The organism is Propionicimonas sp., from assembly GCF_049840635.1.
Classification (GTDB): domain Bacteria; phylum Actinomycetota; class Actinomycetes; order Propionibacteriales; family Propionibacteriaceae; genus Propionicimonas.
Genome location: NZ_JASGKL010000005.1, coordinates 2,676,574 through 2,694,928 on the forward strand (window position 1 = coordinate 2,676,574; position 18,355 = coordinate 2,694,928).

Consider the following 18,355-nt stretch of genomic DNA (forward strand, 5'->3'; position numbering starts at 1 on the left):
AGCACTTAGGCTTGCGTCCATGACAGCGCTGCCTTTCGGTCGGGTCCTCACTGCCATGGTCACCCCGTTCCGGGCGGACGGATCGGTGAACCTCGCGGAGGCCAAGCGCCTGGCCGCGCACCTCGTCGACGACCAGGGCAACGACGCGCTCGTCATCAACGGCACCACCGGGGAGTCGCCGACGACGACGGACGCGGAGAAGCTCGCCGTCCTCGAGGCCGTGCTCGCCGAGGTCGGCGACCGCGCGGGGGTCGTCGCCGGTGTCGGCACCTTCGACACCCACCACACGATCGAGCTCGCCCGCCAGGCCGAGCAGGCCGGCGCGCACGGGCTGCTGGTCGTCACGCCGTACTACAGCCGGCCCCCGCAGGACGCGATCGCCGACCACTTCGTCACCGTCGCGGACGCCACCGGCCTCCCCGTGGTCATCTACGACATCCCGCATCGAAGCGGCGTCCCGGTCGAGACCGACACGCTGATCCGGATCGCGGCCCACCCCCGGATCGTGGCCGTGAAGGACGCCAAGGGCAGGCCGGTCGACTCCGCCCAGGTGATCGCGGCCACCGACCTCGCGTTCTACGCGGGCGATGACGCCATGACGCTCCCGCTCATGGCCGTGGGCGGGGTCGGCGTGGTCGGCACGTCCACCCACTTCACCGGACGTCGCACCCGCGCGATGATCGACGCCTTCCTCGCTGGGGACGTCGCCGGCGCCGCGTCCCTGAATGCCGCGCTGCTGCCGGTCTACCTCGGCGTCTTCGCCACCCAGGGCTGCATGCTGGTCAAGGCGGGCCTCGCTGCGAGGGGCTTCGAGCCGGGCCCCGTCCGCAAGCCGCTGCTGGACGCGACGCCGGCCCAGGCCGCGGCGTTCACGCAGATCCTCACCGCGGCCGGACTGTGACCCCCCAGCGGCTACCCTTGCGCCCATGATCGACTTCAACATCTCCGAGATCCTGGTCTTGGCCGTGTTGGCAGTCGTGATCTTCGGCCCGGAGAAGCTGCCGGAGCTCGCCCGCAAGACCGCCCGCGTGATCAACTACCTGCGCAACATCGCCAACGACGCGCAGGGCCGCCTGCGCGAGGAACTCGGCCCGGAGTTCGCCGACCTGGAGTTGACCAACCCGAAGGCGATGGTCACCAAGCACCTGCTCGACCCGATGCAGGCCGAGCTGGAACCGGTGAAGTCGGAGCTCACGCCGTTGAAGGCGGAGCTGGAGCCGGTGAAGGCCGCGGTCGAGGGACGTCCGTCCTACCTCCCCGATCCCGAGCCGGAGCCCGTCCCCGTCCTCTTCGACACCGAGGCCACCTGACCCCGAACTGCTGGGAAGCAGTGCCCGCAGGGGATAGCCTGCGGGCGTGACTGCGGCATCGTCGATCTTCGTCTCGAGGATCAAGGGACTGCCCATGCTCGACCCCAACGGCGAGCAGGTGGGCAAGGTGCGCGACGTGGTCGTCCAGAACCGCTCGGGCAAGCGCCCGCCGCGGGTGAAGGGCCTTGTGGTCGAGCTGTTCGCGATGCGGCGGATCTTCTTCCCGATCGAGCGGGTGAAGTCGATCGACGCCAACCAGGTGATCATCTCCGGGCTGGTCAACACGGTCCGGTTCTCCCAGCGCGAGCGGGAGATGCTGGTGGTGGACAACCTGTTCGACCGCACGATCACCCGGGTCGGCGCGACCAGCCCGGAGACGATCTACGACGTCGCCATCAAGCACAACCGGTCCCGCGACTGGGTGCTGGACGAGGTCGCGCTCCGCGAGACCGGACGCCGGCCGTTCCAGCGCGGCCACGTCACGATCGTCGACTGGTCGGAGGTGCCCGACTTCATCGAGGCCCCGGCCCCCCGCGACGCGGAGCAGCAGGCGATGCGCCTGTCCGAGCTGAAGCCCGCCGACGTCGCCCGCGAGCTGCACGACATGGACCCGATGCTCAGGGCCGCCGTCGTCCAGGCGATGGACGACGACCGGCTCGCCGAGGCGCTCGAAGAGCTGCCGGAGGACGAGCAGGTGGACGTGATCGCGTCCCTCGACACCGAGCGGGCGGCCGACGTGCTGGAGGAGATGGACCCCGACGACGCCGCGGACCTGATCGCGGAGCTCGACGCCGACCTGGCCGAGACGATCCTGGAGCAGATGGAGCCGGAGGAGGCGAAGGACGTCCGGACGCTGCTGCGGTACGACGCCGCGACGGCCGGTGGCCTGATGAACCCCGAGCCGGTGGTGCTGAACGTCGACGCGACGGTCGCGGACGCGCTGGCCTCCGTCCGCCGCCAGGAGATCACGCCGGCGATGGCGGCGCTCGCGTTCGTGTGCCGGCCGCCGCTCGACACCCCGACCGGACGGTTCCTCGGCGCGGTGCACATCCAGCGGCTGCTCCGCGAGCCACCGTCCGTGCTGGTCGCGGGGCTGATCGACCCCGACATCGCCCCGCTCACACCGCAGAGCAACATCGCGCAGGTGAGCCGCTACTTCGCGACCTACGACCTCGTCTGCGCGCCGGTCGTGGACGCGGAGCGGCGGCTGCTCGGCGCGGTGACCGTGGACGACGTGCTCGACCACATCCTGCCCAACGACTGGCGCGGGGTGCAGCTGGACCGGCTCGACGCGGAGGTGAGCGATGGCTAGGCAGGAACGCCTCGACACCCCGGGCCGCCGTCGCAGCGAGTGGCTGCCCCGCGTCCGGATGGACCAGGACACGTTCGGGTCCTTCGCGGAGTCGTTCGCCCGCTGGATGGGGACGGCGAACTTCCTGCTCTGGATGACCGTCGCGATCATCGCGTGGATCCTGTGGAACGTGTTCGTCCCGAACGCGCCCGACCCGTTCCCGTTCCTGTTCCTCACCCTCGCGCTGTCGCTGCAGGCGTCCTACGCCGCCCCGCTGATCCTGCTCGCGCAGAACCGGCAGGAGGCGCGGGACCGGGTCAGCCTCGAGCACGACCGCGAGGTCTCCGAGCAGTCCAGGGCCGACATGGACTTCCTCGCCCGCGAGATCGCGTCCCTGCGGATGCGGATGAACGACGTGGCGACGCGCGACTTCATCCGCTCGGAGCTCCGCGAGCTGCTGGAGGAGCTCACCGAGCGCGACGAGGAGAAGGACGCCGACCGCTCGTCGTGAGGACGCCCCGGCCCGGATTCTGACAACGCGGCGGGCCGGATTAGGGTTGCGGCATGTCCGTTCTCGTCGACGCCGTCCACCAGGCCCTCACCACCGTCATCGACCCGGAGATCCGGCGTCCGATCACCGATCTCGGCATGGTCGAATCGGTGGAGGTGGACGCCGACGGCGCCGCGTCCGTCGGGATCCTGCTGACCATCGCCGGCTGCCCGCTGTCGAACACCATCGAGGCGGACGTGACGAAGGCCGTCGCGACGATCGAGGGGATCACCGACGTCCGGGTGCGCCTCGGCGCGATGAGCGAGGAGCAGCGGGCCGAGCTGAAGAAGCAGCTGCGCGGCGGCAGGGACGACCGCGAGATCCCGTTCGCGCGGTCGGACTCGCTCACCCAGGTGCTGCTCGTCGCGTCCGGCAAGGGGGGGGTGGGCAAGAGCTCGGTGACCGTGAACCTTGCGATCGCGCTGGCCGCCCGCGGCCGCAGCGTCGGGGTGCTGGACGCGGACATCTACGGCCACTCGATCCCGCAGATGATGGGGCTCGTCGACGCGATGCCGACGTCGGTGGACGGCATGATCATGCCGGTGCCGACGATGGGCATGCGGGTGATCTCGATCGGCATGCTGAAGGAGAGTCGCGACCAGGTGATCGCGTGGCGGGGCCCGATCCTCGACCGGGCGCTGCAGCAGTTCCTCGCCGACGTGTACTGGGGCGACCTCGACTTCCTGATCGTCGACCTCCCGCCGGGCACGGGCGACGTCGCGCTGTCGCTGGGCCAGAAGCTGCCCAACGCGGAGGTGATCGTCGTGACGACGCCGCAGCAGGCCGCCGCCGAGGTCGCCGAGCGCGCGGGCACGATGGCCTCGATGCTCGAGCAGAAGGTGATCGGCGTCGTCGAGAACATGGCCTACCTGGACGCGGAGTGCCCGCACTGCGGGCAGACCCACCGCGTCGACGTGTTCGGCAAGGGCGGCGGCGCGGAGGTCGCCGGCACGCTCAGCACCCGGCTCGGCTACGAGGTGCCGCTGCTGGCGGAGGTGCCGATGGACCCGCAGATGTCCTCCAGCGGCGACCTCGGCGTCCCGCTGATCGCGACCGATCCGATGCGTCCGGCCGCGATCGCGCTCGGCGCCCTCGCCGAGCGCCTGTCCAGCCGCAAGCGCAACCTCGCCGGCTTCAAGCTCGGGGTGACCCCCGTCTGAGGCTCGGGCGATAGTTCCTGCCCGTGCGGCACTTCCGGGCTCCGGCCGAGGACGGTCCCTGAGGAGCGAGCGCCAGCGAGTGCCCGCGTTGGGCCGCCGCCACCATCGGCCGTGGTGACGCCGTATAGGCATTCATGCGCATTCTTTGCCGCCGTCCGTAAATAGCCTTCGCCCGGGCAAGAAGTGTCAGTGGCGGTGTGTAGCGTCGTTGTTGTGGAAATGGGGTTCGGGCAGTGCACGGACGGCGAATTGGTCGCCGTGTTGAATGCTGCGCTGGACGCCTTGACCGATGACCGGTTGCGGCTGGCGGGTGATCGGGAGCAGTTGGAGTTGTTGGAGGCGGGGGTGCGGCTGGGGGCTCGGCTGCACGCCTGGCAGGCCGGTGTCGCCGCGCACGTGGAGGCCGGGGAGGTGGCGTGGCGTGAGCACGGCACCTCGACCAGCACGTGGCTGGCTGACCGGCTGAACCTGACCCGCAGGGAGGCGGGCCGGATCATCACCGCCGGGCAGGGCCTGGCCCGGTTCGACACGGTGGCGCAGGCCGCGGCCGCGGGCAGGGTGTTGCCCGGGCAGGCGGAGGCGATCACCGGTGTTCTCGATCTGCTGCCCGACGACCTTCCTGCACAGTCTGTCCACGAAGCTCAAGAACTGATGGTCGAGTTCGCCGGCAGCCACAACGCGATGGAGTTGCGGCGGCTCACCCACCATCTGGTCGAGGTTCTCGATCCTGAGGGTGCCGATGCGCGTGAAGCGGAACGGCTGGAGCGGGAGCACACCCGGGCGGTGCGGAACCGGCACCTGAGCTTCACCCACGACGGGCACGGGCAGGTGTGGTTCCGGGGCAGCCTGCCGGTCGCCGAGGCCGAACCGTTCATCCAGATCCTCGACGCCTACGCCGCGCAGGCCAGGCGGGGGCTGGACCGGCTCGACCCGCTCGCCGAACACCTCACCGCCGCGATGTGGCGGGCCGACGCCCTGCTCGCCATGGTCCACCAACACACCCAGAACGCGCTCGCCCCCGCCCATGGTGGGGACCGGCCCCGGATCACCCTGACCGTGTCCTACGACACGCTGGCGAAGACCGCGATCGACCACGGGTTCCCCGCCGGGCAGCTGGTCGGGTCCGGGGAGCCGGTCCCGGCCTCGGTGCTGCGCCAATGGCTGTGCGACGCCGACCTGCTGCCCATCGTCCTCGGCGGCCCCTCGCAGATCCTCGACGTGGGACGGGCCCAACGGCTGGTCACCCCCGAGATCCGGATCGCCCTCGAACAACGCGACGCCGGCTGTGTGTTCCCCGGCTGCGACAAACCACCCCGGGACTGCCACGCCCACCACCTCACCCCCTGGTGGGCCGGCGGGACGACCGCACTCCACAACCTCGCACTGTTGTGCCCACACCACCACGGCATCGTCGAACCCGGCCACGACCCCACCGCCGACCGATGGACCATCCAACTCCGACCAGACGGCGTCCCGGAAATCCTTCCCCCGAAACGCGTCGACCCCACCCGAAAACCACGCGTACACAACAAATTCAAACTCAAGTGCTGAATCGAGGTTGTACATTTCGTCTTCGGTGAAGAACGCGCAGCTGCGGCAAACGCGCGTGCGAGAACATGGTGGCGCAGGTTCGGAAAGCAAATATCATTCCGGGCCGTGCTGGCGGTCGAACTCGAATACGCCTTGCCCGCCGCCATGCGAGGGCTACGGCGACGGCGGCTCCTACGACGCCATCACCAGCAGGTCGGGAACCGCGGTCCGGCGCTACCTCTCGCTGGACCTGGCGATGGTCATGGGCGTGGTCGGCAACGTCCCGGGTCGGGGTTGCAGGCCGGTTCCTTCGTGCCCGGTCCGCTGGAACCGTCCCGTCGTGCCGGACACTGAGGACCATCCTTCGTCGCCGAGAGCCACCGTTCGCGCCGAGGGCCTGTGTCCGGGCAATGGCCCTCGACGCGAGCAGTGGCCCTCGCGCTCGAACGGTGGCCCTCGACGTCCGGACACCCGAACCGCCCGGCACGGTTCTTTGCCCCCGGCTCGCGGGGACGGTTCTTTCGTGCCGGTGGCGCGGAAGTAGAACCGTCCCTGGAAACGCGCCACTCCGAGTTGCGCCGCACTCACGTGGAGATCGGGTCACGCGCACCGGTGGGGGCGGCCCTTCGTCACGCCTGGGCTGCTCGTTCCTCGCCGTCCGGGCTCCTCAGGGACCGTGACGTGATGTGGCGCGGGACGACCCCGTCGTGCCGTGACGCGCGGGACGGTTTCCCACTCGCGTCGCTTTCGTCCCACCATCGGTCGAAAGTGGCGCGGAACGAGAACCGTCCCCCTTTCGGTCCAGGCCGGGTGCGGCGGACGCGTACTCACCCTTGCGTAGCGGCGTGAGGGGCTGCGTCCGGCGGGGTACTGGGCGTGCGTAAGCGCTTGCACCCCCCACGAGGTTCGCTGGACCCGTGAGGACCTGAATCGAACACCACCGATCGGGTCCGGCGAACAGGTCAGCTCGCCGCGTCCTCGTTGCGCGACGCCATCGGCGGCGTCTCCCACGAGGTCTCCATGTCCCTGCCCACTGCCGTGGCGCGGGTTCTGTGGCTGCCCCCGCAGCCCGTGGACGCGGCCCGCCTGACCGACCACCAAGGAGGAACCATGAGAAGACCCGTCCTCGCCGTCGCACTCACCGCGATCGCCCTCGCCCTCGCCGGCTGCGGACGTCCGGCCGACACCCAGGCGAGCGCGCCCGCGCCGTCCAGCACCGTCGCCAGCGGGCCCGCCACCGGCGAGCTCACGATCTGGGCGATGGGCGCGGAGGGAGAGAACCTGCCCACCCTGCTGAAGGACTTCGAGGCCGACAACCCGGACGTGAAGATCACGGTCACCCCGATCCCGTGGAGCTCTGCGCACGACAAGTTCACCACCGCGATCACCGCCCAGAAGACGCCCGACCTGGCCATGATCGGCACGACCTGGATGGGGGAGTTCGCCGGCCTCGACGCCCTCGACCCCACCCCCTCGTCGATCGACTCCAGCGTGTTCTTCCCCGGCGCGTGGAAGACGACCGAGGTGAACGGGACGTCCTACGGCATCCCCTGGTATGTCGAGACCCGGCTCGTCTACTACCGCACCGACCTCGCCGAGAAGGCCGGGATCACCACGCCGCCCACCGACTGGGACGGCCTCAAGGCGATGGCCAAGGCCATGCAGGACAAGGCGGGGGCGAAGTGGGGGATCAACCTGCAGCCCGGCGGTACCGGCTCCTGGCAGAGCGTGATGCCGTTCGCCTGGTCCAACGGCGCGCAGCTGAACGACGGCGACCAGTGGACGTTCGACACCCCCGAGATGACCGAGGCCGTGCAGTACTACCAGAGCTTCTTCACCGACGGGATCTCCAACCGCGAGCCGGCGCCGAACGAGACCGTCGAGCCCTCCTTCGTCGACGGCAGCCAGCCGATGTTCATCTCCGGCCCGTGGGAGATGAGCGCCGTGGAGAAGGTCGGCGGCAAGGGCTTCGCCGACAAGTACTCGGTGATGCCGATGCCGGTCAGGAAGACCTCCTCGTCCTTCGTCGGCGGGTCGAACTTCGCCGTCTTCAAGAACTCGCAGAACAAGGACGCGGCCTGGAAGCTCGTCCAGTGGCTCGCCCAGCCCGACGTGCAGGTGAAGTGGTACCAGCTGTCGACCGACCTGCCCTCGGTGCAGTCGGCGTGGCAGGACGAGGCGCTCGCGTCCGACACCAAGCTGGCTACGTTCGGGAAGCAGCTGGAGACCGCGGTCGCGCCGCCGTCGTTCCCGACCTGGGAGCAGGTCGCTGCCAAGTTCGACACCGAACTGGAGAACGTGACCAAGAGCGGTGCGGACGTGTCGGCCGCGCTCCAGACCGTCCAGTCGCAGGCCCAGTCGATCGGCACAGGGAGCTGACGATGGCGACGACCACCGTGCTGCCCGCCGCCCCGGTGCCCGCCCCCACCCCCGCGTCACCGATGGTCCCGCCGCCCCGGCGGCGGGGCCATCCCGGCGAGGCGAGGGCAGCGTGGACGCTGGCCATCCCTTTCACGCTGCTGTTCGCGGCGTTCACGGTGTGGCCGGTGTTCCAGAGCCTGTTCATGAGCTTCACCGACACCAAGCAGAGGGACCTGCGCACACCGTTCGCCGTGAACTTCATCGGCCTGGACAACTACGCGCGGGCCCTGGGCGACCCGACCTTCCTGAAGGCCGCGGCCAACACCGCCTACTTCGTCTTGGTCGGGGTACCGCTCACTCTCGCCGTCGCGCTGCTCGCCGCCGTCGCCCTGGACAAGGGGATCACCCGGCTGCGCTCGGTGTTCCGGCTCGGCTTCTACACCCCGGTGATCACCTCGATCGTCGCTGTCGCCGTGGTGTGGCGGTTCATCCTTCAGCCCGACACCGGCCTGGCCAACACCGTGCTGGGCTGGTTCGGCGTGCAGGGCCCGAACTGGCTGGGCGACCCCCACTGGGCGATGCCGTCGCTGATCATGATGGCCGTCTGGCGCAACTTCGGCACCGGCATGATCATCTTCCTCGCCGGCCTGCAGGGCGTCCCAGCCTCCCTGCAGGAGGCCGCCGCGATCGACGGCGCGAGCGGCTGGCAGCGGTTCTGGAGCATCACCTTCCCGCTGCTGCGGCCCACGCTGCTGTTCGTGTCGGTGACCACGGCGATCGGCTACCTGCAGTTCTTCGAGGAGCCCTTCGTGATGACGTCCGGCGGCCCGCTGAACAGCACGATCTCGCTGTCGATGTACACCTACAACCAGTTCGGCTACGGCAACTACGGCCTGGCCGCGGCGATGAGCTACCTGATCTTCGTCGTCATCGCCGTCGTCACGGCGCTGCAGTTCCGGCTGCTGCGCGAGAACAGGTGAGGAGCGCGTCGTGAACCCGTCGAAGCACCGGTCCGGCCGCTGGTGGATCTACCTGCTGCTCAGCGTCGCCCTCGTGCTGGTCATCTCGCCGTTCGTCTGGATGGTGCTGGGCAGCTTCAAGGACGAGGGCGAACTCCGTCGCGTCCCGCCGACCTGGTGGCCGGAGGCGGCCAGCCTCGACAACTACACCCAGCTGTTCGCGCGGCTCGACTTCGGCACCTACTTCACCAACTCGACGATCGTCGCCGTCGCGGTCACCGCGGGGAACCTCCTGTTCTGCTCGATGCTCGGCTACGCCCTCGCGAAGCTGGAGTTCCCGGGACGCAGGGTGCTGCTCGCCGTGGTGCTCGGGACGCTGATGATCCCCGGCGTGGTCACGTTCGTCCCGCTGTTCGTGATCGTGGCCAACGCGGGTCTGATCGACTCCCTGCCCGGGCTGATCCTGCCCTTCCTCGTGACCCCCTTCGGGGTGTTCCTGATGCGTCAGTTCGTCTCCGGGCTCCCGTCCGACCTGCTGGACGCGGGGCGCGTGGACGGGGCGAGCGAGTTGGGCATCTTCGCCCGGATCATCCTGCCGCTGTGCGGGCCCGCGCTCGCGACGCTGGGGATCCTGACCTTCCTCGGCTCGTGGAACAACTTCCTGTGGCCGCTGGTGGTCGCACAGACGGAGAGGAACTACACGCTGCCGGTGGCGCTCGCCCTGTACTCCACCGGACAGAACAGCACCCAGTACGGGCTGCTGCTGGCCGGGGCGTGCGTGGTGGTGCTGCCGCTGATGCTCGTCTTCCTGCTCTTCCAGCGGCACTTCGTCGAGGGCATCGCCACGACCGGAATCAAGTGAGGAACACCACCATGACCGAACCCACACCCCTCTCCCGCCGCACCGTGCTCACCGGCGCGACAGCCGTCGGGCTGGCCGCCGGCCTCCCGGCCGTCGCGGCGCACGCCGTGCCCGTCCGCGTCCCTGCCACGCCACGTGCCGGCGGCACGTCCTTCGACGCCGGCCGGGTCGTCGGCTGGGCCGCGGACACGTGGCGATCCCTGGTCGCGATGACCGACCCGGAGACCGGGCTTCCCGCGGACAACATCCCCGCCTCCCTGGCCGCGGCCGACCGCAGCGGGTACACGTCCCCGACCAACATCGGCGGGTACCTGTGGAGCGCCGTGGTCGCCCGCGAACTGGGCATCATCGACGCCGCGGAGCTGGCCCGGCGCTGCCGGCAGACCCTGCGCACGCTGCTCACCATCCAGCACCACGCCCCGTCCGGCCTGTACTACAACTGGTACGACGAGGCCACCGGCGAGGTGCTGACCACTTGGCCGACCGACGGCAGTCGCGTCTACCCGTTCGTCTCCAGCGTGGACAACGGCTGGCTGGGAGCGGCGCTGTGGGTGGTGCGCAACGCCGTCCCGCCTGTGCGGGAACTGGCCGACCGGCTGTTCACCCGGATGCGCTGGGACATGTTCTACGACGCCGACACCGCGCACCCCGGCGTGCGTCCCGGCGGTCTCATCCACGGCGGCTTCTACGACGGGGAGACCCCGCCCGGGTTCTCCGGGTACGCGGGCAACCACATCGGGGTGGGCCCGGACGTGTGGTACACCAACCACCACTACGACACCACCGTGTCGGAGACGAGGATCACCAGCTACCTCGGCATCGCGACCGGCCAGATTCCTGCCCGGCAGTACTTCGCGATGTGGCGGACGTTCCCCGCCGACTGCGACTGGTCGTGGCAGGAGTCGCAGCCGGTCGGGCGGACGCGCACGTACCTCGGCGTGGAGGTGTACGAGGGTGCCTACCGCTACCGCGGCATGCGGATCGTCCCCGGCTGGGGCGGCAGCATGTTCGAGGAGCTGATGCCGGACGTGTTCGTGCCGGAGGCACGCTGGGCGCCCCGCTCGTGGGGGCTCAACCACCCGCTCCACGTGCGTGCGCAGCGCGAGCACGGGCTGGTCGAGGCGAAGTACGGCGTGTGGGGGTTCTCGCCGTCGTCCGACCCGTTCGCGAACTACCGCGAGTACGGGGTGGACGCGCTCGGGCTGAACCCCGACGGCTACTTCTCCGACGTTGAGAAGACCAACTACGACCCCGGCTTCGGCACCTGCCGCGAGGCCACCAACCCGCACCCCGACTTCCAGGACGGGGTGGTCACGCCGCACGCCTCGTTCCTCGCGATGATGCACGAGCCGCGGCAGGCGTACGCCAACCTGGCCACGCTGCAGCGCGAGTACGACAGCTACGGCGACGGCGGCTTCTACGACGCCATCGCCAGCAGGTCGGGGACCGTGGCCCGGCGCTACCTCTCGCTGGACCAGGCGATGGTCATGGGCGCGGTCGGCAACGTCCTGGGCCGCGACGTCGTCCGCAGGGCGTTCGCGACCCGCACGGTCGAGCGGCGGCTGCGTCCGGTCATCGCCCAGGAGCGGTTCGGCGCCGGCGCCTGAGCCCTGGCGGGTCCCGCTGGCCCCAAGGGTCGCCACAGCCGGGGCACAGGCGGGTGTCCGGACGCTGCAATAGGGTGGAGCCGTGACCTCCAGCCGCGCAGTACCCCGGCGCACGATCCTCGCCGTTCCCGGTTCGTCGGACCGGTTCATCGACAAGGCGCGGACGCTGCCCGTCGACGGGCTGTTCCTCGACCTCGAGGACGCGGTCGCGCCCGCGGTGAAGGTCGAGTCACGGCAGCGGATCGTCGACGCGCTGAACAGCGACGCGGGGTTCGCCGCCGGGCTGGTCACCGTCCGCGTGAACGGGTGGGACAGCCCCTGGACCTACGGGGACGTGATCGACGTCGTCTCCGCGGCGGGCGCGCGCATCGACGCGCTGGTGCTGCCGAAGGCCCAGTCGGCCGCCCAGGTGCAGGCCCTCGACCTTCTGCTCACCCAGGTCGAGCACAACGCCGGCCTTCCGGTCGGCCGGATCGGCCTCGAGGTGCAGATCGAGGACGCCGTCGGCCTCCTGCACGTCGACGCCATCGCCGCCGCCTCCCCGCGCCTGGCCAGCCTCGTGTTCGGCCCGGGCGACTTCATGGCCAGCCTCGGCATGGGCGGGCTCAACGTCGGGGCGCAGCCCGCCGGCTACCCCGCGGACGCGTTCCACCACGTGCTGATGTCGATCCTCGTCGCCGCGAGGGCGCACGGCCTGCAGGCGGTCGACGGCCCGTTCGTCGCCATCCGCGACGTGGACGGTTTCCGCCGCTCGGCGCAGCTCAGTGCCGCGCTGGGGTATGACGGGAAGTGGGTGCTGCACCCCGCCCAGGTGGACGCGGGCAACGAGGTGTTCTCCCCGTCGGCCGCCGACTTCGAGAGGGCGCAGCGGATCATGGCCGCCTACGCGCAGGCGACCGACCTGGCCCGGGGCGCCGTCGGCGCGATCGTGGTGGACGAGGAGATGGTCGACGAGGCGGGGGTCAAACTGGCCGCCGCGATCCTGGCCCGGGGACGGGCCGCCGGAATGGAGGAGACGAGATGAGCCAGCCGGTTCCGAGGCTGAGCAGCCTCTTCAAGCTCGAGTACCCGCAGTCGGTCGGGGTCTACGACACCTACGACGAGGCCCAGCAGGTGGTCGACCACCTCGCCGACGCGCGGTTCCCCGTCGAGAACCTGTGCATCGTCGGCACCGAACTGAAGTCGATCGAGCGGGTGCTCGGCCGGCGCAGTTGGGGGACGGTGATCAGCCAGGGCGTGCAGAGCGGCCTCTCCACGGGCCTGATGATCACCCTCCTGATGTGGGTGCTGCAGCCGACCGTCAACTTCGCGCTGCTGGTCGCCTCCGCGCTGGCCATCGGCATCTTCGTCGGCATCGCCTTCGCGGCGATCGGCTACTGGATGAGCCAGGGCAAGCGCGACTTCCGTTCGGTCTCCCAGACCATGGCGACCAAGTACGAGGTGCTCGCCGAGCACAAGGTGGCAGGGCAGGCCAAGGACCTGATCGCGGCCATGCCGGGTGCGCGGGCGGCCCAGTTCACCCCGGCGCAGGGCCCGGTGGGGCCGTTCTCCGGTGCGCAGGCCCCCGTTCCCGGTCCGGGCTACCCGCAGCAGCCGCCGGCCGGCTACCCCCAGGCCCCGGTCGGCTACCCGCAGGGGTACGGCCAGCCCGGGTACCCGCAGCAGCCCTACCCCGGGCAGGGCTACCCGCAGGCCTACCCGCACCCCGGCTACGGCAACGCCGCGTACCCGCCGCCCACCGGCTCGCTCTACGGCCAGCCCCAGGACACGCCGTCCGGGCTCGGCTATCCCGACCCGGTCACCGCGCCGCCCGTGACACCGGTCTCCGCCACCGAGCCGGAGCCCGAGCCGGAGGAGAAGAAGCCGGACGCCCCGACCTCCTGAGCCCGCAGACGACGAACGCCCCCGTCCACGAATGCCGTGGACGGGGGCGTTCGACGTTCTGCGCGTCAGCTGTCGGCCATGTCCCCGCTGAGGAACTCGGCGTACGCCGGCAGGTCGAGCTGGCCGGAGCCGGAGACCCCGATCACGATCACCGGGGACGCGCCGTCCTCGGTGGCCTGGCGGGCCTGCCGCAGGGCGCCCGCGATCGCGTGGTTGGACTCCGAGGCTGGGACGATGCCCTCGGAGCGGGCGAACAGGACGCCCGCCTCGAACGCCTCGCGCTGCTTGACGGAGATCGCACCGATCAGGCCCTCGTGGTAGCAGTGGCTGACCAGCGGCGCCATGCCGTGGTAGCGCAGGCCGCCGGCGTGCACGGGGTCGGGCACGAAGTCCGCGCCGAGGGAGTACATCTTCAGCAGCGGGGTGAGGTGCGCGGTGTCACCGAAGTCGTAGCGGTACTCGCCCTCGGTCAGCGACGGGGCCGCCTTCGGCTCGCAGGCGATGATCTTCGCCTCCGCGTGCCCGGCCAGGTTCTCCCGCAGGAACGGGAACGCCAGGCCGCCGAAGTTGGAGCCACCGCCCGCGCAGCCGAACACGTAGTCGGCGCGCGGTTCGCCGAACAGGGAGAGCTGCGTGAGCGCCTCCTGGCCGATCACCGTCTGGTGCAGCAGCACGTGGTTGAGCACGCTGCCGAGGGAGTAGGCGGCGTTCGGGTCGGTCGCGGCCGCCTCGACGGCCTCCGAGATCGCCATGCCCAGCGAGCCCGTGGTGTCGGGGAACTGCTCGCGCAGCGCGCGTCCGGAGTTGGTCAGTTCGGACGGGCTGGAGTGCACCTTCGCACCGAACGTCTCCATCAGCACGTGCCGGTACGGCTTGCCCTCGTACGAGCTGCGCACCTGCCAGATCTCGCACTCGAGCCCGAAGATCTGGGACGCGAACGCGAGCGCGGAGCCCCACTGCCCGGCCCCGGTCTCCGTGGTCAGGCGGGAGCGCCCGTCGAGCTTGTTGAAGTAGGCCTGCGGCACGGCAGAGTTCGTCTTGTGCGACCCGACGGGGGATGCACCCTCGTACTTGTAGTAGATCCGGGCAGTGGTGCCGAGCGCCTGCTCGAGCCGGCGCGCCCGGTAGAAGGGCGACGGCCGCCACAGCCGGTAGATGTCGTGCACCTCCTTGGGGATCTCGATCCAGCGCTCGGTCGACGCCTCCTGCGCGATCAGGCCCATCGGGAACAGCGCCGTCAGGTCGTCGGGGACCAGCGGCTCGTTCGTCGCCGGGTGCAGGTGGGGCGGCGGGGGCGTCGGCAGGTCGGCGACAATGTTGTACCAGTGCGTCGGCATCTGCGACTCGTCCAGGACCACCTTGGTCTGCATCGGGTCGGGTCGGTTCAGGTCGTCCATCGTCCTCGCCGTTCTCCTTCGCCACTCGGGGCTGTACGTAGGTGTGGCCGGGCGACATTGACCGGCCGTGGAGCACTCTAGGGCGAAACCCGTAGCCGGTGGCGAGATCCCACGCCGGGTGGGACGCGCGGCGGGTGCGTCTCAGCGGGTCAGGATCCCCGCCATCCAGGCCTCGATCGCGTCCGGGTCGCGCGGCAGGTGGTCGGAGAGGATCGCGCAGCCGTCGTCGGTGATCACGACGTCGTCCTCGATCCGCACGCCGATCCCGCGGAGTTCCTCGGGCACCAGCAGGTCGGTGCTCTTGAAGTACAGGCCGGGTTCGACCGTGATCACCATGCCGGGACGCAGTTCGGCGTCCCGGTAGTTCTCCTGGCGGGCCTGCGCGCAGTCGTGGACGTCGAGCCCGAGGTGATGGGACGTGCCGTGCACCATCCAGCGCCGGTGCTGCCCGCCGGTGGTCGGGTCGAGGGACTCCTCCGCCGACACCGGCAGCAGGCCCCAGGCCTCGAGGTGCTCTGCGATCACCCGGACGGCGGCGGCGTGCACGTCGGAGAACTTGTTGCCGGGTCGCGCCGCGGCCATGCCGGCGGCCTGGGCGGCGAGTACGGCGGCGTAGACCTTGCGCTGCGCGGGGGTGAAGGTGCCCGAGACCGGGAGCGTGCGGGTGATGTCGGCGGTGTAGAGCGACTCCACCTCGACCCCTGCGTCCATGAGGAGCAGGTCGCCGTCCTTCACCTCGCCGTCGTTGCGGATCCAGTGCAGGGTGTTCGCGTGGTCGCCGGACGCGGCGATCGTGTCGTAGCCGATCGCGTTGCCGAGGTGGCGGGCGTGCAGCCCGAAGATGCCCTCCACCCAGCGTTCGCCCTTGCCGCGGCGGACGGCCTCGGGCAGGTCGGCGACGACGGCCTCGAAGCCGACGGCCGTGTCGGCGCACGCCTGCCTGAGCTGGTCGAGCTCGAAGGCGTCCTTGACCAGGCGGGCCTCGGAGAGGGCGACTGCGAACTCGTCGTCGGTGGTGGTCGCCGCGGTGGCGTCCACGGACGCCTCGGCCCTGAGGGCGTCCAGCCGGGCGGTGACCGCCTCGTCCGCCTCCCGCAGCAGGCGGACGGTGGTGGCGTCGAGGTTCTTGCCCAGCGCGTTGTCGAACTCGGAGATGGGCGCGCAGGAGATGCCGGTCATGGCCGACATCTCGGCCAGCGACTCCCTGGTGCCCACCCACATCTCGCCGTAACGGGAGTCGGCGTAGAACTCGGGGTCGGTGCGCGGGGCGCGCGGCTTGAAGTACAGGGTCGCCTCGTGGCCGGTGTCGGTGGGCTCGAGGACGAGGACGGCGTCCGGCTCGCGGTCGCCGCCCAGCCCGGTCAGCCAGGCGAAGGCCGAGTGCGGCCGGAACCGGTAGTCGGTGTCGTTGGCCCGCACCTTGAACGCCCCCGCGGGGATCACCAGCCGCTCACCGGCGAAGGCCTCCGCGATGGCGCGGCGACGCAGCGCGGCCGGACCCGCTGCCGGGAGTTCGGCGGGGAGCTCCTCCGGGTAGGGCGCCCAGCCCTGCGGGATGAACTCCTTGAACGCCTCCGAGAACGGAACCTGCCGGTTGGGCAGGGCGGGCTGTTCGGTGTCGGTGGGCTCCTCGGTCATGTCCCGCATGCTATCCCGCACCGGCGCACAGCCCTCCGGAGGCCCCCGGCGCCGGCCACGCACTAGAGTCGGACTTCACAACTCCAGGAGGCTCATGATGTTGGCTGATCCCGCCGCGCAGCTCCGTCTGCTCGACCTGCAGGCGGAGGACACCGCGATCGCCCAGCTCGAGCATCGTCGCAAGTCCCTCCCCGAACACGCCACCCTCGCCGAGGCGCGGGTCGTGCGCGGCCGGCTGGGCGAGTCCCTGATCGCCGCGCGGACGACCGTGGGCGACCTGCAGCTGGACGTGGAGAAGGCCGAGTCCGACCTGGTCCCCGTGCGCGAGCGACAGGCGCGCGACCAGCAGCGGGTGGACGCCGGCACGGTGACCGACCCCAAGCAGCTGAACGCGCTCCTGGACGAGATCACGCACCTCGGACGCCGCATCTCCGACCTGGAGGACGTGGAGCTGGAGGTGATGGAGCAGCTCGAGTCGGCCACGGCGGAGCAGGACCGCCTCGCCGCGGAACTGGCCGACCTGGAGACCTCGATGCGTGCGCAGATCGCGTCCCGGGACGAGCAGGTGGCTGCGATCGACGCTGAGCAGGCCACCCACCAGGCCTCGCGCGACGGCATCGCCGCGGGCATCCCGGCCGACCTGCTGGCGCTCTACGACCGGATCCGGCCGCGCGCCGGCGGCGTGGGCGCGGCGGCGCTGAAGGGACGCCGCTGCGGCGGCTGCCAGCTCGAGGCCACCCAGAGCGCCCTCGTCGCCTACGCCGCGGCCGCGCCGAACGAGGTGCTGCGGTGCGAGGAGTGTGAGCGCATCCTCGTCCGGACCTCGGCCGTCGAGGCCTGATGCCTCGCCCGCCGCGCCTGCCCGGGGCGTGCCGCCGGGTGCCGATCCTGCCGCGGACGTCGCGTCCCGTCGGCTCGTGGTCGAGGCGGACGCGGGCTCGCGCGGCGATCCCGGACCGGCGGCCTACGCGGCCGTGCTCCGCGACGCGGAGACGGGCGAGGTGCTGAACGACGAGGCGCTCCCGCTGGAGGTCGCCTCCGATGAGGTCGCCGAGTACGCCGCCCTGGTCGCCGCCTGAGATGGCCCGCGCGCTCGACCCGGCCGCGACCGTAGGTCATATCCTCGTCATCCAGGGCGGCCCCTCGTGGACGCCGCCCGAACGGACACCCACGCACCCGACGCTGAGGAGGAACCGTGCCGAGTCGTTACGTCTCGCTCCAGACCAGTGAGCCGCCGGCCCTGAGGGAGGGCCTGCGCCGGCTCCGCGCCACGCTCGGGGTGCCCGGCCAGTTCAGCTCGGAGGTGCTGGCCGAGGCCGCGCACGCCGCGGCCAACCCCGTCCTGCCGACGGCCGACCGCACGGACGTCGAGTTCGTCACGCTCGACCCGGAGGGCTCGAACGACCTCGACCAGGCGTTCCACCTGGCCCGGACGGCGACCGGGTTCCAGCTGCTGTACGCGATCGCCGACGTGGCGGCCTTCGTGAGTCCCGGCGGGCACATCGACACCGAGGCCCACGCCCGCGCCGAGACGCTGTACGCGCCGACCCGCAAGACGCCGCTGCACCCGTCGGTGCTGTCGGAGGGTGCCGCGAGCCTGCTGCCGGACGAGGTGCGTCCCGCACTGGTCTGGGAGCTGGAGTTCGACGCGGACGGCCAGACCACGTCCACCCGGGTGGCCCGGGGGCTGGTCCGCAGCAGGGACAAGCTCAGCTACACCGGCGCCCAGGCGGCGCTGGACGCGGGGACCGGCGGTGAGCAGCTGGAGCTGCTGCGCACGCTGGGCACGCTGCGGCTGGAGCTCGA

16 protein-coding genes and 1 pseudogene are annotated in these 18,355 nt (G+C 70.8%); 15 read left to right on the plus strand and 2 right to left on the minus strand.

All coding sequences use genetic code 11. The annotated features are described in order from the left end of the window. Positions 1 to 19 precede the first annotated feature (19 nt). The 12 genes and pseudogenes from dapA to QM779_RS18000 all read left to right on the plus strand — a co-directional run. Positions 20 to 901 (plus strand): 4-hydroxy-tetrahydrodipicolinate synthase, encoded by an 882-nt coding sequence (dapA, locus tag QM779_RS17945; protein ID WP_428538270.1) that lies wholly within the window; start codon positions 20 to 22, stop codon positions 899 to 901. A gap of 25 nt (positions 902 to 926) precedes the next feature. Then, a complete protein-coding gene (locus QM779_RS17950) occupies positions 927 to 1,310 on the plus strand; it encodes a sec-independent translocase (protein WP_428538273.1) in 384 nt (127 codons plus the stop codon). A gap of 46 nt (positions 1,311 to 1,356) precedes the next feature. After that, complete coding sequence (locus tag QM779_RS17955) at positions 1,357 to 2,622, plus strand: magnesium transporter MgtE N-terminal domain-containing protein (RefSeq protein WP_428538276.1); 1,266 nt, start codon at positions 1,357 to 1,359, stop codon at positions 2,620 to 2,622. Then, positions 2,615 to 3,112 (plus strand): DUF1003 domain-containing protein, encoded by a 498-nt coding sequence (locus tag QM779_RS17960; RefSeq protein WP_428538279.1) that lies wholly within the window; start codon positions 2,615 to 2,617, stop codon positions 3,110 to 3,112. The genes QM779_RS17955 and QM779_RS17960 overlap by 8 nt, the downstream gene beginning before the upstream one ends. A 53-nt stretch (positions 3,113 to 3,165) precedes the next feature. Continuing rightward, on the plus strand, positions 3,166 to 4,311 hold the full coding sequence (locus QM779_RS17965; protein ID WP_428538282.1) for an Mrp/NBP35 family ATP-binding protein: 1,146 nt from the start codon (positions 3,166 to 3,168) through the stop codon (positions 4,309 to 4,311). Between the two features lie 219 nt (positions 4,312 to 4,530). Beyond that, complete coding sequence (locus QM779_RS17970) at positions 4,531 to 5,862, plus strand: DUF222 domain-containing protein (RefSeq protein ID WP_428538510.1); 1,332 nt, start codon at positions 4,531 to 4,533, stop codon at positions 5,860 to 5,862. Positions 5,863 to 6,951: 1,089 nt separating this feature from the next. Continuing rightward, complete coding sequence (locus tag QM779_RS17975; RefSeq protein ID WP_428538285.1) at positions 6,952 to 8,220, plus strand: sugar ABC transporter substrate-binding protein; 1,269 nt, start codon at positions 6,952 to 6,954, stop codon at positions 8,218 to 8,220. A gap of 2 nt (positions 8,221 to 8,222) precedes the next feature. Further along, positions 8,223 to 9,182 (plus strand): carbohydrate ABC transporter permease, encoded by a 960-nt coding sequence (locus tag QM779_RS17980; RefSeq protein WP_428538288.1) that lies wholly within the window; start codon positions 8,223 to 8,225, stop codon positions 9,180 to 9,182. Positions 9,183 to 9,192: 10 nt separating this feature from the next. Continuing rightward, a complete protein-coding gene (locus QM779_RS17985; RefSeq protein WP_428538291.1) occupies positions 9,193 to 10,023 on the plus strand; it encodes a carbohydrate ABC transporter permease in 831 nt (276 codons plus the stop codon). A gap of 11 nt (positions 10,024 to 10,034) precedes the next feature. Next, on the plus strand, positions 10,035 to 11,630 hold the full coding sequence (locus QM779_RS17990; protein WP_428538294.1) for a glucoamylase family protein: 1,596 nt from the start codon (positions 10,035 to 10,037) through the stop codon (positions 11,628 to 11,630). A gap of 82 nt (positions 11,631 to 11,712) precedes the next feature. Then, positions 11,713 to 12,654, plus strand: coding sequence for an HpcH/HpaI aldolase/citrate lyase family protein (locus QM779_RS17995; protein ID WP_428538297.1), 942 nt, complete (start codon positions 11,713 to 11,715; stop codon positions 12,652 to 12,654). Further along, a pseudogene (locus tag QM779_RS18000) lies at positions 12,651 to 13,148 on the plus strand (general stress protein); the annotation flags it as partial. The gene QM779_RS17995 and the pseudogene QM779_RS18000, both read left to right, overlap by 4 nt. A gap of 431 nt (positions 13,149 to 13,579) precedes the next feature. Here the strand turns inward: QM779_RS18000 and QM779_RS18005 are convergent. Beyond that, positions 13,580 to 14,911 carry a TrpB-like pyridoxal phosphate-dependent enzyme gene (locus QM779_RS18005; protein ID WP_428538300.1) on the minus strand — a complete coding sequence of 444 codons (1,332 nt, stop codon included), beginning with the start codon at positions 14,909 to 14,911 and terminating at the stop codon, positions 13,580 to 13,582. Positions 14,912 to 15,052: 141 nt separating this feature from the next. Then, entirely contained in the window at positions 15,053 to 16,558 is a 1,506-nt protein-coding gene (locus QM779_RS18010) for an aminopeptidase P family protein (protein ID WP_428538303.1), read from the minus strand. A gap of 88 nt (positions 16,559 to 16,646) precedes the next feature. On the opposite strand from QM779_RS18010, the gene QM779_RS18015 reads away from it, so the two are divergent. The 3 genes from QM779_RS18015 to QM779_RS18025 all read left to right on the plus strand — a co-directional run. Next, positions 16,647 to 17,390: a zinc ribbon domain-containing protein gene (locus tag QM779_RS18015; protein ID WP_428530076.1), complete on the plus strand. Its 744-nt coding sequence runs from the start codon at positions 16,647 to 16,649 to the stop codon at positions 17,388 to 17,390. A gap of 28 nt (positions 17,391 to 17,418) precedes the next feature. Next, positions 17,419 to 17,628 (plus strand): hypothetical protein, encoded by a 210-nt coding sequence (locus QM779_RS18020; RefSeq protein WP_428538306.1) that lies wholly within the window; start codon positions 17,419 to 17,421, stop codon positions 17,626 to 17,628. Between the two features lie 116 nt (positions 17,629 to 17,744). Continuing rightward, a partial coding sequence (locus QM779_RS18025) for an RNB domain-containing ribonuclease (protein WP_428538309.1) occupies positions 17,745 to 18,355 on the plus strand: 611 nt, incomplete at its 3' end.

What these genes read in the sequence shown, in the direction of transcription:
- QM779_RS17965 (WP_428538282.1), top strand. Translation starts at nt 3,166, where the DNA reads ATGTCCGTTCTCGTCGACGCCGTCCACCAGGCCCTCACCACCGTCATC.
- QM779_RS18015 (WP_428530076.1), top strand. Translation starts at nt 16,647, where the DNA reads ATGTTGGCTGATCCCGCCGCGCAGCTCCGTCTGCTCGACCTGCAGGCG.
- QM779_RS17950 (WP_428538273.1), top strand. Translation starts at nt 927, where the DNA reads ATGATCGACTTCAACATCTCCGAGATCCTGGTCTTGGCCGTGTTGGCA.
- QM779_RS17970 (WP_428538510.1), top strand. Translation starts at nt 4,531, where the DNA reads ATGGGGTTCGGGCAGTGCACGGACGGCGAATTGGTCGCCGTGTTGAAT.
- QM779_RS17990 (WP_428538294.1), top strand. Translation starts at nt 10,035, where the DNA reads ATGACCGAACCCACACCCCTCTCCCGCCGCACCGTGCTCACCGGCGCG.
- QM779_RS18005 (WP_428538300.1), bottom strand. Translation starts at nt 14,911, where the DNA reads ATGGACGACCTGAACCGACCCGACCCGATGCAGACCAAGGTGGTCCTG.
- dapA (WP_428538270.1), top strand. Translation starts at nt 20, where the DNA reads ATGACAGCGCTGCCTTTCGGTCGGGTCCTCACTGCCATGGTCACCCCG.
- QM779_RS17975 (WP_428538285.1), top strand. Translation starts at nt 6,952, where the DNA reads ATGAGAAGACCCGTCCTCGCCGTCGCACTCACCGCGATCGCCCTCGCC.
- QM779_RS17980 (WP_428538288.1), top strand. Translation starts at nt 8,223, where the DNA reads ATGGCGACGACCACCGTGCTGCCCGCCGCCCCGGTGCCCGCCCCCACC.
- QM779_RS18010 (WP_428538303.1), bottom strand. Translation starts at nt 16,558, where the DNA reads ATGCGGGACATGACCGAGGAGCCCACCGACACCGAACAGCCCGCCCTG.
- QM779_RS17960 (WP_428538279.1), top strand. Translation starts at nt 2,615, where the DNA reads ATGGCTAGGCAGGAACGCCTCGACACCCCGGGCCGCCGTCGCAGCGAG.